This is a genomic window from Acidobacteriota bacterium (assembly GCA_012729555.1).
Classification (GTDB): Bacteria; Acidobacteriota; UBA6911; order UBA6911; family UBA6911; genus UBA6911.
The window spans coordinates 1-17,351 of record JAAYCX010000096.1 but is presented as its reverse complement, the minus strand read 5'-3'; the positions used below and the strand labels follow the sequence as shown (position 1 = coordinate 17,351).

Below are 17,351 nucleotides of genomic sequence, written 5' to 3'. Positions count from 1 at the left end.
GGGTCGATGAGGGGCCGAAGCCTGATTCTCGCCGTCTTGCTGCTGGCAGGGACGCTGCCGGCCCGGGCACCCGAAGGCACCGCGCCTCCTGCCGGGGCGCCCGCGATCATGCCCTGGCCGCAATCCCTGGAGGCGAAGCCCGGGGTTCACCGCCTCGCCGGAAACCTGACTTTCTCCCTGGACGCGTGCCGCGACGCCCGCGTCGCCGCGGCCGCCAACCGCCTGCTCGAAATGGTGCGGCGGAGGACGGGCTTCCCCCCGCAGGGCACGAGCCCGCGGCAGGCGTCGCTGATCCTGCGCTGCGGGGGGGACGGCGGACGCGTCCAGACGCCCGGCACCGACGAATCGTACCTCCTCGAAATCTCCCCCGGGTCGATCCTCCTCGAGGCCCCCTCCCCGGTGGGGGTCCTGCGGGGCCTCCAGACCCTCCCGCAGCTGATCGCCCCGGACGGCGAATCGTACTGCCTTCCCTGCCTCAGGATCGAGGACCGGCCGCGCTTCCGCTGGAGGGGGCTCCATATCGACGTTGCCCGGCACTGGGAGCCGGTAGACGTCATCCTGAGAAACCTGGACGCCATGGCCGCGGTGAAGATGAACGTCTTTCACTGGCACCTCTCCGACGACCAGGGATTCCGGGTGGAGTCGCACCGCTTCCCCCGCCTGCACGAAATCGGGGGGGAAGGAAAGTATTACACCCAGGAGGAGGTCCGGACGGTCGTGGCCCACGCGCGCGACCGCGGCATCCGCGTGGTCCCCGAATTCGAAATGCCGGGGCACGCCACCGCCTGGCTCGCGGCTTACCCGGAACTGGCCGCCGCCCCGGGCCCCTACCGGGTCGAGAGTTCGTGGGGCGTCTTCGACCCCTCGATGGACCCCAGCCGGGAGGAGGTCTACGAACACCTCGACCTCTTCATCGCGGAAATGGCCCCGCTCTTCCCCGACGAGTATTTCCACATCGGGGGGGACGAGGTCAACGGGAAGCAATGGAACGCGAACCCCCGCATCCGGGAGTTCAAGGCCAAAAGCGGGATGAGGGGCAACCGGGAACTGCAGGCCTACTTCACCCGGCGCCTCGAGGCGATCCTGGCCCGGCACGGCAAAAGGATGGTGGGGTGGGACGAGATCGTGCACCCCTCGCTCCCGACCACCGTGACGGTGCAGACGTGGCGCATGCCCCCCAGGTTCGAAGACAACCTGAAGCTGGGCTACCCGGGCATACTTTCCAGGGGCTATTACCTCGATCACATGCGCCCGGCATCGTGGCACTACGGGATCGACCCCGGCGCCGGGCTCACCCCGGACGCCGCCGGCCGGATCCTGGGGGGGGAAGCGTGCATGTGGGCCGAGTTCGTCGACGAGGAGATCATCGAGTCCCGGATCTGGCCGCGCGCGGCCGCCGTCGCCGAAAGGCTCTGGTCCCCCGCCGGGCTCACCGACGTCGCGGACATGTACCGCAGGCTCGACGCGGTGGACGTGGAACTCGAGCGACTCGGGGTGCGGCACCGGAGCGCCTTCCCGCGCCTGCTCGGCGGCCTCCTCCCCGCCGGAGACCCCGCCCCGGTCGCCCGCCTGGCCGCCATCCTCCGCCCCCGGGGCCTGGCCGAGCGCCAGCGGGCGCGGAAATACACCCGCGAAACCCCGCTCCGGCGCCTGGTCGACATCCTCCCGCCCGAAAGCGCCGAGGCGCGCCGGTTCGACCTCCTCGTTGACCGCGCGCTGGGGGCGCCCTCCCCGGCCGACCGTGCGGGGATACGGGAGTCGCTCGAGCGCTGGCGCCTCGGCGCCGTAAACGCCCGGCCCGCCCTGCAGAGCTCCTTTCTCCTGGCCGAAACCGTCCCCGTCGCCGAAAGCGCCGCCGCGGCCTGCGCCCTGGGGCTCGAGGCGCTCGACCACCTCGAGGCCGCCACGGCGCCGCCGGCCGCCTGGCTCGAGAAGGCCTCGGGCGTCCTCGAGCGGGCGCGCTCATTTCCCGAAATCGAAATCGCCGTCGAGCCGGCGATCCAGAAGCTGGTCCGGGCCGTCCATTCCCGTTTTTCACGACAAGGAGAGACCCCATGAGGACAAGGACCGAGAAGGACTCCCTGGGAGAGCGCCGGGTCCCGGAAGACGCCTATTACGGCGCCCAGACCCACCGTGCGCTGGAAAACTTCCCCATCAGCGGGATCCCGCCCTCCCCCGCCTACGTCGACGCCACCCTGCAGATCAAGATGGCCGCGGCCGGGGTCAACCGCTCCCTGGGGCTGCTCGACGGGGAGCGGGCGGACGCCATCACGGCGGCCTGCCGGGAGATCCTCGGGGGCCGGCTCCGGGAGTGGTTCGTGGTGGACGTCTTCCAGGCCGGGGCCGGGACTTCGCACAACATGAACGTGAACGAGGTCGTGGCCAACCGGGCGATAGAGCTCCTCGGGGGAACGAAGGGGGACTACTCCCTGGTCCACCCCAACGACCACGTGAACATGGCGCAGTCCACCAACGACGTCTGCCCGACCGCCATCCGCATCGCCGCCTTCACCGAGAGCGCCCGCCTTCTGGAAGCGGTCGCCGGGGCGGAAAAGCTGTTCCGGGACAAGGCCGGGGAGTTCGACCCCGTCGTCAAGTCGGGCCGCACCCACCTGCAGGACGCCGTGCCCCTCAGGCTGGGGCAGGAGTTCGGCGCCTACGCCACCTCGATGCGCAAACACGGCGAGGCGATCCGGAGGGCGGCCGAAAGCAGCCTGGAACTGGGGATCGGGGGGACCGCCGTAGGCACCGGCGTCAACGCGCACCCCCGCTACCGCCCCCTGATGGTCAGGCAGCTGAGCCGGCAGACCGGGATCGATTTCCGGGAATGCGACGACTATTTCGAGGCGATGCAGTCCCTGCGCCCCTTCGTGGAGCTTTCCGGCGCGGTGCGCGCGCTCGCCCAGGATCTCATCCGCATCGCCAACGACCTCCGCCTCCTCGGCTCGGGGCCGAAAACGGGCCTGGCGGAAATCCGGCTGCCGGAACGGCAGCCCGGCTCCTCGATCATGCCCGGGAAAGTCAACCCCGTCATGGCCGAGATGCTCGACATGGTCTGCTTCCACGTCATCGGCTGCGACAGCACGATCCTGCTGGCGGCGCAGGCGGGGCAGCTGGAACTGAACGTCATGATGCCCGTCGTCGCCCACGACCTGCTCCACGCGATCTCGATCCTGACCAACGCGCTGGGCGTCTTCGGCCGTTTCTGCCTGGCCGGGATCCGGGCCGACCCCGAGCGCTGCCGGCGTTACGCCGAGTCGAGCATGAGCGTGGTGACCGCCCTCAACCCCCACATCGGCTACGCGGCCGCGGCCGAGGTCGCCCGGGAGTACCTCGAGTCGGGCGACTCCATCCGGGACATAGTCCTGCGCCGGGGCCTGATCCCGGCCGACCGGATCGACGGCATCCTCGAGCTCGAGAAGATGACCGAGCCGGGGATCAAGTAACCCCCATCACCCCGGCGATCAGGCGTCCCGGTGCCAGTGGACGACGGCGAACTTGTCCTGGGGGGCGTAGCGGAGGCTGAGGGTCCCCCCGAAGTCCCGCTGGATCGACTTGCCGATGCGGGCGACCAGGTGCTCGGTGGTGGCGGACACCCTGATCCCCTCCGCCCCCTCCTCCAGGCTGATGATCCGCTCGAGCGGCCGCTCCAGCCTGGTCCGCCGCTCGACATTGCGGATGCGGTTGAGCAGTTCCTCGCGATGCGCCTCGGCGAAAGAGCCGTCGAGTTCCACCAGCCCCCCGGCCTGCCCGTCCCGGATCTGCCTGCAGGCGGGGCAGAGTGTGCGTCCCCGCGCGCCCGAGGCGGCCGACGGGTCCCGCTTCCAGGCGCCATCCAGAAAAACCAGGTCGCATTCCGGACATTTCGTATGGAGCCGGTATTTCCCGGGCCGGGGTCCGCCCACCCGCCCGCGCTTCTGAATCCGGAGCGTTTCACGCAACTGCATCTTTTTGGTCATGAATCCTCCCAGTCACGATAGGGAAACTCAACCGGGATGCCGGATCCGGCCGGGACCGTACAGCGTCAAACCGTGGAGGGAAAGCAGGGGGGCGAAGGCAGCAAGGAAGCATGGCCATGATCCGTCCTGTTTGTCGCCACTATACCATATTCCCCATCCGCACGCTGGTGTACAATCCCGGGTTGATCGGACAGGGAGGGGTCGATGCCGCACACATCCGGATACCGCTGGGCCCAGTGGGGCGATCTCAACGCCTTCTTCGGCCTGATGCTCGACAACGTCACCAACCTCGTCATCCTCACCGGGATCCTCGTCGGGGTCTACGGCTACCCCGCCGAAAGCGTCTACCGGCTGATGATCCCCGGGACCGCCCTCGGGGTCCTGGTGGGGGACGCCGTCTACACCTGGCTCGCCTTCCGCCTGGCGCGGAAAACGGGGCGGAGCGACATCACGGCGATGCCTCTCGGCCTGGACACGCCGAGCACGGTGGGCATCGCGGCCGCCGTGCTCGGCCCCGTCTACCTCGAAACCCGGGACGCCGTGACCGCGTGGCAGGTGGGCATGGCCGCCCTCATGATCATCGGGATCCTCAAGCTGGCCCTCTCCTTCCTGGGAGGCTGGGTGCGGCGCCACGCCGCGCAGGCCGGGCTCCTGGGGTCGCTGGCCGGGATCGGCGTCACCCTCCTCGCCTTCTTCCCCATGCTCAAGATCTTCTCCGCCCCGGTGGCCGGGATCGCCTCCCTGGGGATCATCCTCTACGCCATCGTGGCCCGGCGCCGGCTCCCCTTTGGAATCCCCGGAGCCTTCCTCGCCGTGGCCGTCGGCTGCCTCCTCTACTACCTGATGGGCGGCCTGGGCGTTCTGGGCGCCCGGGCGGCGGCGCCGGTGCTCGAGCTGCACCCCGCCCTCCCCCTCCCTACGCTCGGGTTCCTCGACGGGCTCGACCGGGCGCTCGCCTACCTGCCGATCGCCTTCCCCTTCGCCCTGATCACCATCATCGGCGGGATCAACAACACCGAGAGCGCGCGGGTGGCCGGCGACCCCTACCGCACGCGCGACATCCTCCTGACCGAGGCGCTGGCGACGATGGTGGCGGCCCTGTTCGGGGGGGTGGCGCAGACCACCCCCTATATCGGCCACCCGGCCTACAAGGCGATGGGGGGCCGGGCGGCCTACACCCTGGCCACCGGGCTCTTCATCGGCGTCGCGGGGGCGCTGGGCGCCCTCTCCTTCGTCATCGAGGCGATCCCCGAGGCCGTCATCACCCCCATCCTCCTCTTTGTCGGGATCCAGATCGTCGCCCAGGCCTTCGTCGAATCCCCCCGCGCCCACGCCCCGGCCGTCGCCTTCGCCGTCATCCCCGCGGTCGGTTACCTGGTGCTGACCCACACCAGCAGCCTGCTCGACAAGCTCGGCCCGGCGCTCACGCTCCCGGACGCGGTGGCGGCCGACCAGGTCATCCTGCGCGCCCTGGGCAACGGCTTCATCCTGACGGCGATCCTGTGGGGGGGGATGCTGGCCAGCCTCATCGACGGCCGCGTCCGGACCGGGGCCGCGTACGCCCTCCTGTGCGCGTTGTTTGCGATGTTCGGGCTGATGCACTCGGTCTCCCCCGCGGGGAGCCTCTACCTTCCCTGGCGCCTGGACAACCCGATCGTCTGGCACATAACCCTGGGCTACGCGCTCGTGGCCGCCTTCCTTCTCGCCGCGCGCATGGCGCGCCGGCCCGAAGAGCTGGAAGAGGAGTGAACCCTCATGGATTCCCACCAGAGAGTGCTGGTCGTCGACGCCTCGACCTCCTTCTACCGCATGAACCGATACCGGGTCGGGGATTTCTTCGGCCCCGTCGACCTGGGGCTGCACCTGGCGGGAAAGCAGAACAGCCTGAACTTCGGCATCGGGCTCCTGGCCGGCTCCATCTTCCCGGGGTCCAACCGGCTGATCGTCACCGGCTTTTCCCCCTGCTGGGGCGGGTTTTTCGTCTCCTCGATGGGGGGGGCGGGGCTGGTGTTCGAAAACCTGGGGCTCAACATGCTCTCGATCACCGGCCGGGCGCCCTCCCCTTCGATCCTCTACCTCAACCGCTGCCACGGAGAGGAGGTCGAGGTGGAGATCGAGCCGGTCGACGCCGCCGGGGTGTGGCGCGAGGGGCGCGGCGGCGTGTACGCCATGATGGATTACGCCCTGGGGCGTTTCGGCGGCCGGTATGAAAACGATCCCCGCGTGCTCGCGGTCGGCCCCGCCGCCCTGACGACCGACATGGGCGCCCTCTGCTCCGCCCCGGTCAGGCGGGGGGAGATGAGTCCCGCCGACACCTGGGCCGGACGCGGCGGGTTCGGGTCGAAGCTCCTCGCGCAGCACGGGATCGCCGCCGTCATCTACGGCGGGTCGGTGCTCGACGACGATTTCCGGGACCGGAAGGTGGCGGACGAATGGTTCCAGCACAAATACGAGAAAAAACTGCTGGCCAAGGATATGGAGGCGACGACCAAATACCGGTTCGAACCGAGGTTCGAGACCGGGGGCACCTTCGGCGTCAACTATGCCACCCTGGGCGGCCGCATGCTCTCCTTCAACTACCGCAGCATCTACATGTCGGAAGAGGAGCGGGTGCGCATCCACCGGGAATTCGTGCTCGGCCACTACCTCCGGCAGTTCAACGAGGAGACGATTCAGCCCAGGCATCAGACTACGTGCGGGGAACCGTGCTCGGCCGTGTGCAAGAAGCTGCGGGGGGAGTTCAAGAAGGACTACGAGCCCTACCAGGCGCTGGGGCCGCTGGCGGGGGTGTTCGACCAGCGGGCGGCCGAGCGCCTCACCCACCACGCCGACATGCTGGGGTTCGACGCCATTTCGGCCGGGGGGGTGGTCTCCTGGATGATGGAGTGCCTGGCCGAAGGGCTCGCGGAGCCGGAGGAATTCGGCGTGGACCGGCGCCCCGTCTTCGATCCCGCGGGCTTCGACGTGGTCGCCGACAGCGCGCATAACGCCGGCATCGGCATCGGGCTGCTCGACGCCATCATCGAAAAGAGGGGGCTCGTGGACCTGTCAGGGGGGGCGCGCAAATTCGCCCGCCGCCTTTCCCGCCTGAAGGGGAAGGAGGCCCTGGACCGCTTCGTCTACACCGCCTTCGCCCGCAAGGGGTGGATGGTGCCCAACCAGTACTGGACCCCCGGCGTGCTCTCCCCGATGTCGATCATGGGGAAGTACTACATGTATTACGGCTACGATTTCGTCCCCCCGCGCGAACTGGGGCGCAGAAACGCCGACCGCATGGTCGCCGAACTGGTGCTCGACAACCTCGGCATCTGCCGTTTCCACCGCCAGTGGGCCGAGGAGATGGCGCCCGAGATCATCGACGCTCTCTACGGGATGAAGGACGCCTACCTCGGATGCGCGGCCATGACCGCGGCCCGCATCCACTGCCGCAACTCATCGACCTTCTGGGAATCGGAACGCTCGGCCGACTATGTCCACCGCTTCCTGCTGCGCAAGCGCGATGTCGAAGGGGAGCAGGGGCCCGAACTCCTCTCCTGGCTCGACCGGTTCGCCGAGGACAAGATGGAGGCGGCGCTCGGTTTCTGGTACGAAACCCACAAGGGGATCCAGGAATCGCTGCGCGAATTCTGAGCCCGCACCCCGCGGTACGCATTTTTTCGTTGAGCCGCCGCCGCTTTGTCATACAATACCCCCAAGATCTGAAAAACCTTTGCATTTCCGCACCAGGAGGTGATTGATGAGACACGGGTATGGAGTGGCTGCCGCCTTGTTATCCATTACCGTCTGTTCCCTGCTTTCCTTTACCGCCGCCGCCGACGATTACGACCCCCAGAAGGAAATCGTGATTCCGTACGCCGAGTTCAACGGGCAGGCCGTGGAGCTGGTTGTCGACGGCAATTTCAAATCCGTCACGCTCAGGGTGAGAATCGAGAACTTCCCGCCGCCGAACCGGAGCCCGGAGCTGGAATACCTCAAGCAGGAGGTCCTCCGCTTCAAGAAGGAGAAAAAGGTAACGCTGGGGAATTCCGGGTACGAGCTGGTCTACAAGGGAGGCTACCCCTCCTGGGAGCCGATGGCGATCAGCAACCCCCCGGCCGAATGCCTCACCTTCGCCGAGGGGTCGATATCCGACATGACCATCACGGCCAAAGGACAGAAGAAGCGGCCCGCGCATTATCCCTACGAGGACTAGGCAGCTGCCACAATATTAAAGGGTCGGGCGCCCGCTCGCGGTCGCCCGCCCCCCCCGCCCCCCTATTTCCTCACTTTGAGCCCGTCCTCGTTTTGGGAGATGAAGTCCCTGATCTCCCCCGCGAACTCGAGCAGCCGCAGCCACTGTTCCTTGTAGAGCGTCACCGGGAAACGGCCCAGGCCGTAGACCGAAAGGGCCCCCTTCTGGCTCACCTTCATCGACAGCTCCCTGGAAGCCGCTTTTTTGAGAGCCTCGTTTTCCGCCCGCAGTTGTTCCAGCTCCGATCTCAGTTCTTCTTCGACCATGGGACTCCCTCCGGAACCGTGGAAGACAGGCAAAAGGCGTCGGCGGCCGCGCCGCCCTGATTTCCCTCATTCTACCACGGATCCCGACGCGCCCCCACGTTCATTACGGGAAGTTCAGTGGGACCGGCCCTGTCAGGAGATCGGAAAGTCTTCCTCGACCACGGTGGCGTAGTTCCTGAATCCGCGGGCAATGAGAATGTCGAGGTTCTCCAGACGCTTGCCCGACTGGTTCATCCGTTCGAAGATGGAGCAGACGTCGGCGATGTTGAACCCCCGCAGGTGGATGAGCGGCACCGGGTACTCCGAAAACATGTATTTAAGCTGGGCGAAGTTCTCCACCGCCTTCCGCCCGTACCCCTTCATCCCCGTAAGCCCCGCGACGTAGTCGTCGGGGAGCCCGGGCGCCTCCCGCACCGGGAAAAGGAACGCCGGGTCGGACTCCCACCGGTGCCGGAAGTAGTCCTGCTCCAGGAAAAACTCCCCCCGGGTCAGGTCGAAATGAACGGTATGGTCGACGTCGTAGTGTTCCTTGACCCTCCCCGCCCCGCCGTAGAACGAGGCCACGAGCGAGGTGGAGCGCTGCTGCCCGTCGAGGATGTAGACGTGGTGCCCCGCCCCCTCCCCGCCGTTTTCGGGGACGAAGAAGCCCCCGATTCTGCGGTGCACGTGGAGCCGGATCGTGGTGTTCCAGCAGAGGATGCTGCCGATGGGGTAGCGGCGGTAGAGGCTGTCCCAGAGGCTGACGATGTCCCCCGGCTCCCAGACGAACTGCCTCTGGAAGGTCGGGATCAGGAACTTCCCTTCGGCCAGCTGGCGGATGAAGTCGAGCAGGTTGCGGTTTTCGGTCTCGATTTTATGATGGCGATAATTCACTCCCCCCTCCCAAGGACCGATTATACCCCCTTTCCGGAAAATTGTGCGCCCACGCAATAAACCTTGCATTTGCGCCCTCCCCCGGCCGATCCTTAACCGATACATCAAAAAGGCAGGCAACCCCTGGAGACCAAGATGATCTGTCCCAAATGCGGCTTCAGCCAGGAGATCGGACCCGAATGCCCCCGTTGCGGCCTCGTCTTCGCCCGCTGGCGCGGACATGCTGCCCCACACTCGAGCTCAAGCACGGTCGACATCGCCCACACCCCCCCCACACTCTTCCGCAGACTTTTCAGGATCGCGCGCTGGGGGGTGCCCGCCCTGGCCCTCCTCACCCTCGTCCTCGTCCTGAAAAACTCCCCCCCGCCCGAGATCGAGGTCACGCCCGAGGCCGCAAAACAAGCGGAGCAAAAGGTCCGCGCCTTCCGCTCCGCCGCCCTTTACGGCACCGGGGCGCCCCTGATCCTCGAGGAAGGGGAGCTGAACGGCTGGCTCGAGGAGAACCTGGCCCTTTCCAGGCCCGGGGGCTTCTCCCCCTCCGATCACACCCCCGAATCGATCGTCGGGGTCGTCAACGACGCGGCCACGGCCCTTGCCGAGGGGAGCTCCGAACTCGACGAGGTCCGCTCCACCGTGCGCGACGTCAAGATCGAGCTCCTCGCGGACTCCCTCAGGGTCTACGCCGTCGTCGATCTCTACGGCAAAAACCAGTCGCTCGAACTGGAAGGTAAACTCCATAACGAGGCCGGGCACCTGACGCTCGAGCCGACCCGCGGAAAGCTGGGTTCCCTCCCCCTCTCCTCCGCGGTGCTCCGCGCCGCCGCCGACCGCATCTTCGGCTCCCCCGCAAACCGGGAAAAACTCCAGCTCCCCCCCTACATCAAGGACATCCGCGTCGAAGGGGGGCGCCTCGTCATTCTTCCCAACTAGCCCCGCTCCCCAATCAACCCACACCCGCAGACACCATCGCAGCGACCATTTCGCCGCATACAAAATTAGCGCCCATAGTGTACATTATGCGCATGAATAAAAGAGACACCCTCCACGGTTCCGATCGCGACTTCCTGCACCTGCTGGCCGACGCCGCCGCCGCCAACCCCTTCGGCGACGCCTACGCCGCCCTCGCTTCGAAAATCGCCGGGTGCCCCCCCGAAACCCCCGCGGCGGAACTGTACCAGCGCATCGTCGCCCGGCTGAGCGGGGAGGTGGAGCGGATGGAGTCGGCCGGGCTCCTCGACCTCGGCCGGCACTCCGGGGCGGACCAGCGCCTGCTCCGCTACGCCATCATGTTCGACGTCTACCACCGCTTCCTCCCCGAGCTCGACCGGCTGATCGCCGAGCAGTCTGCCGCCGCCGAACGGAGCCTCCCCGTCCCCTGCGCGGCGGACCTCCTCCATCTCCTCTCCCGCCGCGGCTTCGCCCCCGGGGAGGCGCGCCGTCTCTTCGCCATCCTCTACCAGATCCGCCGCGCCTTCTTCTTCATCGACCGCGGCCTCGTCGGGCGGAGCGAGTCGATGAAGCGGCTGCGGCGCCACCTCTGGAACAACGTCTTCACCCACGACATCCGCATGTACGAACGACAGCTCTGGAACCGGATGGAGGATTTCTCCACCCTCCTGCTCGGGGAGACCGGCACCGGGAAAGGGGCGGCGGCCGCCGCCATCGGCCGCTCGGCCTTCATCCCCTACAGCGAAAAGACCAACACCTTCGCCGAGAGCTTCGCCCGGGGCTTCGTCTCCCTGAACCTCTCCCAGTACCCGGAGTCGCTCGTCGAATCGGAGCTGTTCGGCCACAGGAAAGGGGCCTTCACCGGCGCCATCGAGGCGCACGAGGGGATCCTCGCCCGCTGCAGCCCCTACGGCGCCATCTTCCTCGACGAGATCGGGGACGCGAGCGTCCAGACCCAGATCCGCCTGCTGCGGGTGCTCGAGGAGCGCGCCTTCTCCCCCGTCGGCTCTCACGAGACGGCCAGATTCCGCGGCCGCATCATCGCCGCCACCAACCAGCCGCTCGACATCCTCCGCCGCTCGGGCCGCTTCCGCGAGGATTTCTTCTACCGCCTCTCCTCGGACGTCATCACCGTCCCCCCGCTCCGGCAGCGCCTCGACGAAACCCCCGCCGAGCTCGACGACCTCGTCTCGCTGATCGTCCACCGCATCACCGGCGACCGCCAGGGCGAAACCATTGCCGCCGTCCTCGACTCCCTCGCCGCCTCACCCGGGCGAGGCTACGCCTGGCCCGGCAACGTGCGCGAACTCGCGCAGGCCGTCCGCCGCATCCTGCTCAAGGGAACCTACGAAGGGGACTCCGGGACGGTCGCCCCGGACCTGTGCTCAAAACTGCAGGAAGGAATCGCCGCCGGCGCTCTCGAGGCCGACGCCCTCATGGCGGGCTACTGCCGCCTCCTCTACGGGCGCCTGGGCAGCTACGAAGCCGCCGCCCGCCGCCTCCATCTGGACCGGAGAACGGTAAAAGCATACATCCACAAACACGAGGCTCCGGAGATTTAGACCATGCAGGGTTTTCAGCCGACGAAGTTCCGGAAGATGAGGCCCGACATCATCGCCCCGGTGGCACTCGTTCTTGTCGGTTTTCTCTTCTTTCATGATTTCTTTTTTACCTCCAAGAATCTCTACTTTCGCGACATCCTCAATTTCCATTACCCCCTTCGGAAGGTGTTGATCGATGCCTTCGCGCAGGGCGGATTCCCCCTGTGGAACCCCCACATCGCCCTGGGGCAGCCGATGCTGGCCAATCCCAATTACATGGCCTTTTACCCGACGAACCTGCTCCACCTCTTCCTCCCTTTCAACTATGCGTTCAAGCTCCATTTCGTCCTTCACCCCATCCTGGGCGGACTGGGGCTCTATTTCCTCCAGCGCCGGCTGGACATCCGCCCTGCCGCCGCATTCACGGGAGCCCTCGCCTACGAGTTGTCCGGCACCGTCATCTCCTTTCTGAACCTCTACAATATCGTGCCCGCGGTCGCCCTCCTCCCTTGGATCGCCTGGGCCTTTCTGGGAGCCCTGCAGCAGCGACCGTTCAAGCGGAGCCTCCTGTTCGGCGCCCTGCTGGCGCTCGAGATCCTCGCCTTCGAACCGCTGATGGCCCAGTGCCTGCTTCTGCTCCTGGCCGGCATGGCCGCGCTGCACCTCCTGGAACAGACCGACCGCCCGGCGGCCCTCCGGCGCATCCTTCGTGTCGGCCTGTCGGGCGCCGCATTCGCCCTGGGCCTGGCCGCCGTCCAGGTCCTGCCGACGCTGGAACTGCTCCCCCTCTCGGCCCGGGGCGCGCTCGACTACGCCGAAGCCGGAGGGTGGTCGACCCACCCGCTGGACCTGCTCGGCGTGATCGTCCCCAACCTTTTCGGCCATTTCTATACGATCGGGTTCGTACAGTCCTGGGGGGAAGCGTTCCACCACGGCAGGGAGAGCTACCTGGTTTCCTTCTTCCTCGGAACGGGCGTCATCCTGCTCGCGGCCGTTTCCATGGCCAGCGCGCGCAGAAAGCTCCTGGCCGTATTGACGGCCCTGGCCACAGCCGGCCTCATCCTGTCGCTCGGGAGCCACCTCCCCTTTCACCAATGGATGTTCCACAACGTCCCCTTCTTCTCCCTGGGACGCTACCCATCCAAGTTCTTCCTGCTCGCGGCCCTGGCCCTCTGCATCCTCTCATCCCTCGGGGTGGAATCCCTGCTGGAGCGATCGGAAAGCCGGAAAATAAGAAACAGGAAAGGGTTGGCCGTGCCCGCCCTGGTATTGGCCGGTCTGGGCGCCTGTTTCCTGGCCTGGTTCAAGACCCACCCGGAGGTCCTGGAACGGTGGATCCGGGCCGCGGGGGACCCGGCGGGCAACGGCGTCAAGGACTATGACTGGATCCTCTCCTTCCTCTGGAACGCCCTGCTCACCAGCACCCTCTTTTCGGCCATCTACGGGACCCTGTTGCTAATGGCCCACCGCATCCAGTACCGGCTTCTGATCCTGCTGATTCCGCTCCTGATCGCGGCGGAACTGATCCCCGCCAACCTGCGCCTCACCCCCCTGATCAGCGAAGCGAACATCAACCATGTTTCTGAGATGAACCGCACCATCGCCGAAAAGGGCCCGAAAGAGCCCTTCCGGGTGGTGCCGCCCCTTTTGATGCAGTCAGGAGGACCGCAGCCCAACCTGCGCTTCCAGGCGCCCAACCAATCATCAGCCTGGCTCACCCTTTACTACCGGATGACGGGACAGCCGATGTACGGCATCATGGACGGCATCCACTATTCGGTGGATCACTCCGTTGACAGCCTGAACACAAAAGAATCCGAAACCTTGTGGGAAGAAATCAGGCGGTTGCCTCAGCCGAAGCGTCTCGATCCCCTGAGGAGACTGAATTCGCCCTGGATCCTCTCCATGGAGCCGCTGGCCTTTGAAGGGCTCACTCCCATCGTTTCCATGGACACGATCAGTCAGCGGCAGGTCCACGCCTATTGGCTGCAGCAGTCGCTCCAGCGCGCCTATTTCACCTCTGGAACGGAGTTCGTCCCATCACCGGATGCAGCCCTGGAGAGACTGCTCGACCCCTCGTTCGCGGCCGGAGCCGCGGTAATTCTGGAGGGAGAAGGCTCAAGCCGAAGCGGGACACCCGGGGCGGGATCGGTAACACTGAAGGGATACAGCAGTACGCGGGTGGTCTGCGAGGTATCCGCCGATCTCGACGGACACCTGGTGCTGCTAGACAGCTACTATCCCGGATGGGAGGCGCGGGTGGACGGAAAACCGGCCGAAATCCGGCGCGCCAATTACGCCTTTCGCGCGGTCCCGGTCGCCGCGGGCCGACACGTCGTGGAGTTTCGCTACTGCCCGAGAGTCTTCTACCTCGGCCTGGTCATCAGCGCCGTATTCCTCCTCGCGGGAGGCTTGGTCGCGACGCACGCCCTGCTTCCCCGGCACCGGCGCCGGGGAAAGAACCCTACTTCAGCCTGACGAGGGCCAGCAGTCCAATACAGGAGAGGAGCAGTCCGGCATATTCGATCCAGGAGCGCTCAAATTCCAGCACCGCCCGCCCCTTGCCGTAAAACAACATGAGGTCGGGCGATGCCCGGTAGATCTCCGCTTCATGCCCGTCGATCGTGAGCCTCCAGTTCGGGAAGTAACCCATCCGGACGAATACCGGAATCTCCTGCTCCGCGTGCACCTGCAGTTCCAGCCGGTCCCCGTTGCGAGATTTGGAAAGGACCTCGACCCGCTCCCCCGGCAGGGCGCCGCGCGCCGCCTGGGGCGCCGGCTTCTCCGTGAAGATCGGCACCCCCTGCATCTGCATAAACCAGAGGGTGTTGGTCATCTTCCAGTGCGACTGCGGACTCTTCGGGACATAGGGAAGCGCTTCCGCCAGTTCCCCCGTCCCCACTTCATAAAGATAAAAATCGATCTGGTCGCCGCGCAGGTGATAGCGCTTGTTGACGTATTCGCGCTCCTCCGGCTTATTAAATTTCGGAGCCGGATAGCTGTTGATATATCGTTTTTTCGTGGCCAGCCCCGGGTCGAGCGTCACTTCGAGCTTGGTGTCCGTATAGACATGGCTGATGCCGAAAAGCCTCAACCGGTCCATCACATATTGCAGATACCTCTCCTTAAGAACTCCGGGCCCGACAAAATCGGAGGGAGTTCCCCAGACATAAGCATGAGGGTCGATCATCCGGGTGAGGTCGGCCATGAATCGGCCATTGATCCCCGATTCGATGAAGAGGCCGAGGATCGCCTGGTTCCCGGTCCGCACGGGGATCAAATCATGATGGACGTGATAGGAGGGCAGATGGGCCGGGTGGGCGGCAGAGAGGATCCGGCCCTCCACCTTGCCGAAATCGGGCATCGCAAAATCGGGAACCCCTTTTGGTTGGATCCCGCCATTAAAGTAGCCATACGCTCCCACGGCAATGGCCATGGCCCCGGCCGACAACAGGAGGAATCTCGACCGCAGCCAGGCCACCAGGAAGATCGGCAGGAGAAAGAGCAGGTAGATGGTCAGGCGCGGGAATTGGATGTCGATCTTCCACATGCTCCCGATCAGGATGAAATTGGCCAGCAGGGTGAAAGTAACGGCCAGCGGGCGCAGCCGCTGACTGCGAACATGGGAGAGCGCCAAAAACGACCCGTTGATGACGAGAAAGAGGAGGGGCAAAGACCAGTTAATAGGGATGGTTTCGGGATTCATGTATCCGCGCCGGGCGATGAAGGGGACGGCCCAGAGCGCAGAAAGGAGAAAACCGATCGCCAAAATCCTGATCAACGTTCGCCACGACCGGTCCTGTGGGGAAACCAGGAATTGGTCCATGCAGAGCGAGGCCCAGAAAATCCCCGCAATCAGGGCCGCGAGCGGGTGGACCAGGATCAGGACACCCAGCAGGAGCGCCGGGCCCTTCCAATGCTTCCGCAGATCTCCCCCCCCGCAGCCGGCCATGAAGAAAAAGAGGAGCGGCAGACTCAGGGCGTTGGCGAACAATCCGACATTCAGGAGGGCCTTCAAATCGGACCCCAGGTTCTGGGACCCGAACAGCTCGCCGCACAGGAACATCTGGGCCGTCATCCAGGTGGCGCATACCGCCGCCTGCAGATCGTCCAGCCCCCAGCGGCGCCCAAAGGAGTAGAAGGCGACCGGGAGGACGAGGAGACTAAGGCAAACCAGCAGCTTCATCGCCCCCGCCACCCCCAGGGGGTAACTTAAAATTGCCGCCAGAAAGTGGGCCAGGGGGGGGTAGAAGACATTCTCGGGGAAGCCGCCATAAAAAAATGGGTTCCAGCCCGAAAACCAGGGGAGCAGGTGGAATTTGACGTGCCAGACCGCGGCGTAGTGGCCGGAAAAGTCCCATTCCAGGAGATTGTTGAACCGGACGAACGGGATTAGAACAAAACACATCGCCAGGAACTGAAGCGGATAGGATAACCAGAACCAGCGCCATTTTGAGTGAATCAGCACATTCCCTCTCATGAAAAAGCCGCTATAGATGGTAAATGCATTTCGCCCTATAATCTATAGAAACGTTTCGATGTCGGGTACAGCCTGTTTGTCAAATCCTATATTGGGGCGGGCAATCATGGCAGGGCGGCAAAACAGGTAAAAGGCCTGGACAGAAAAAGAGGCGGGCACCTTATGGAACCCGCCTCTCATTCACACTGTTTTGGCAACTACTTGATCTGTCCGATTGCTTCTCCTGACGCTAAACCAGTCGGAGCACTATCTCCATAGCGCACAACCATACTCTCGTCAACAAAATATTCGTAGCGCCCAGTGGATCCTGAACTTACAGGAGTGGAATCAAATCTAAAGGTCATGTTGTCCGTTCCAAGCTCATCAGCGTACTCGTACCCATTAAATCCTGCGCCCGAGAACCTGGAATCAACGAAGTTTCCAGCTACCAGACCGGCAAGGTCGGTAAACTGCTGATTGTTCACTGCCGCAGAAGCCATTTCTGCGGAACCGAGGGTGCGGCAGCCCTGGATGGCGCCGGCTTCGTTGGCGGCCATGCGGGCGGTCAGCATGCTGGGGACGGCGATGGCGGCGATGATGGCGATGATCGCCACGACGATCAGAAGCTCGATCAACGAAAAGCCCTGTTCTTTTTTCATCTGAGTTTTTTCTCCTGTTGGGTTAAGTTTGTAACTTGATTGCATGACGCCCTCACATAGAGCAATCGGCGTGCCAAAAGTGACCGATGGAAATAGCAATTTGTAATATTTTTTTAATCCTTTATTTGCATGCACTTACCTGATGCCCGAAGAGGGGCGCGAAAGATCTCCTGCTCGGGCGTGGAGCGGGAACCGTTTTGAATGCTGAATCTCAGCATCGGGGGTGATGGGATTCCGCACCCTGCGGGACGCACGGGCGCCCTCTACTCAAATGAACGGACCGGGCGGAGTGCCAAGAAAGATTTCGGGGATTACAATTTGATGTTGAGCGTCAGCATCCGGTGGCGGAGAGAGCCCTTGCTGAGGTTGAGGCGCTGGGCGGCCAGCGTCTGGTTGCCGTCAGTGCGGCGGAGGG

Annotated in this window: 14 protein-coding genes; 8 read left to right on the top strand and 6 right to left on the bottom strand. The window is 65.0% G+C overall.

The genetic code is table 11. The features are described 5' to 3' along the window. Positions 1-6: 6 nt before the first annotated feature. Complete coding sequence (locus GXY47_16580) at positions 7-2,058, top strand: family 20 glycosylhydrolase (protein NLV32757.1); 2,052 nt, start codon at positions 7-9, stop codon at positions 2,056-2,058. Beyond that, positions 2,055-3,446: an aspartate ammonia-lyase gene (locus GXY47_16575; GenBank protein NLV32756.1), complete on the top strand. Its 1,392-nt coding sequence runs from the start codon at positions 2,055-2,057 to the stop codon at positions 3,444-3,446. The genes GXY47_16580 and GXY47_16575 overlap by 4 nt, the downstream gene beginning before the upstream one ends. 18 nt (positions 3,447-3,464) lie before the next feature. On the opposite strand, the gene GXY47_16570 is transcribed toward GXY47_16575, so the two are convergent. Further along, positions 3,465-3,959, bottom strand: coding sequence for an ATPase (locus tag GXY47_16570; protein ID NLV32755.1), 495 nt, complete (start codon positions 3,957-3,959; stop codon positions 3,465-3,467). Positions 3,960-4,163: 204 nt separating this feature from the next. Between GXY47_16570 and GXY47_16565 the strand changes: the two genes are divergently transcribed. The 3 genes from GXY47_16565 to GXY47_16555 all read left to right on the top strand — a co-directional run bounded on the left by GXY47_16565 (position 4,164) and on the right by GXY47_16555 (position 8,151). Next, the gene (locus tag GXY47_16565; GenBank protein NLV32754.1) at positions 4,164-5,708 is read left to right on the top strand and encodes an MFS transporter; all 1,545 of its coding nucleotides are present in this window, start codon (positions 4,164-4,166) and stop codon (positions 5,706-5,708) included. Positions 5,709-5,714: 6 nt separating this feature from the next. Then, complete coding sequence (locus GXY47_16560; GenBank protein NLV32753.1) at positions 5,715-7,589, top strand: aldehyde ferredoxin oxidoreductase; 1,875 nt, start codon at positions 5,715-5,717, stop codon at positions 7,587-7,589. 106 nt (positions 7,590-7,695) lie between these two features. After that, positions 7,696-8,151 (top strand): hypothetical protein, encoded by a 456-nt coding sequence (locus GXY47_16555; protein ID NLV32752.1) that lies wholly within the window; start codon positions 7,696-7,698, stop codon positions 8,149-8,151. 62 nt (positions 8,152-8,213) lie between these two features. On the opposite strand, the gene GXY47_16550 is transcribed toward GXY47_16555, so the two are convergent. Further along, the gene (locus GXY47_16550) at positions 8,214-8,456 is read right to left on the bottom strand and encodes a hypothetical protein (GenBank protein ID NLV32751.1); all 243 of its coding nucleotides are present in this window, start codon (positions 8,454-8,456) and stop codon (positions 8,214-8,216) included. 132 nt (positions 8,457-8,588) lie between these two features. Then, complete coding sequence (locus tag GXY47_16545; protein NLV32750.1) at positions 8,589-9,329, bottom strand: DUF262 domain-containing protein; 741 nt, start codon at positions 9,327-9,329, stop codon at positions 8,589-8,591. A 135-nt stretch (positions 9,330-9,464) separates the two neighbouring features. Here GXY47_16545 and GXY47_16540 point away from each other — a divergent pair, with 135 nt between their 5' ends. The 3 genes from GXY47_16540 to GXY47_16530 all read left to right on the top strand — a co-directional run bounded on the left by GXY47_16540 (position 9,465) and on the right by GXY47_16530 (position 14,296). Continuing rightward, the gene (locus tag GXY47_16540) at positions 9,465-10,259 is read left to right on the top strand and encodes a hypothetical protein (GenBank protein NLV32749.1); all 795 of its coding nucleotides are present in this window, start codon (positions 9,465-9,467) and stop codon (positions 10,257-10,259) included. Positions 10,260-10,351: 92 nt separating this feature from the next. Then, entirely contained in the window at positions 10,352-11,839 is a 1,488-nt protein-coding gene (locus GXY47_16535) for a sigma-54-dependent Fis family transcriptional regulator (protein NLV32748.1), read from the top strand. A gap of 3 nt (positions 11,840-11,842) precedes the next feature. Then, positions 11,843-14,296, top strand: a complete 2,454-nt coding sequence (locus GXY47_16530) for a YfhO family protein (protein NLV32747.1) — start codon at positions 11,843-11,845, stop codon at positions 14,294-14,296. Here the strand turns inward: GXY47_16530 and GXY47_16525 are convergent. The 3 genes from GXY47_16525 to GXY47_16515 all read right to left on the bottom strand — a co-directional run. After that, entirely contained in the window at positions 14,283-16,286 is a 2,004-nt protein-coding gene (locus GXY47_16525; GenBank protein ID NLV32746.1) for a hypothetical protein, read from the bottom strand. The two genes, GXY47_16530 and GXY47_16525, sit on opposite strands and share 14 nt — an antisense overlap. 209 nt (positions 16,287-16,495) lie before the next feature. Further along, positions 16,496-16,936, bottom strand: coding sequence for a prepilin-type N-terminal cleavage/methylation domain-containing protein (locus tag GXY47_16520; protein NLV32745.1), 441 nt, complete (start codon positions 16,934-16,936; stop codon positions 16,496-16,498). A gap of 311 nt (positions 16,937-17,247) precedes the next feature. Then, positions 17,248-17,351 (bottom strand): sigma-54-dependent Fis family transcriptional regulator (locus GXY47_16515; protein ID NLV32744.1); only part of this gene is annotated, 104 nt, incomplete at its 5' end.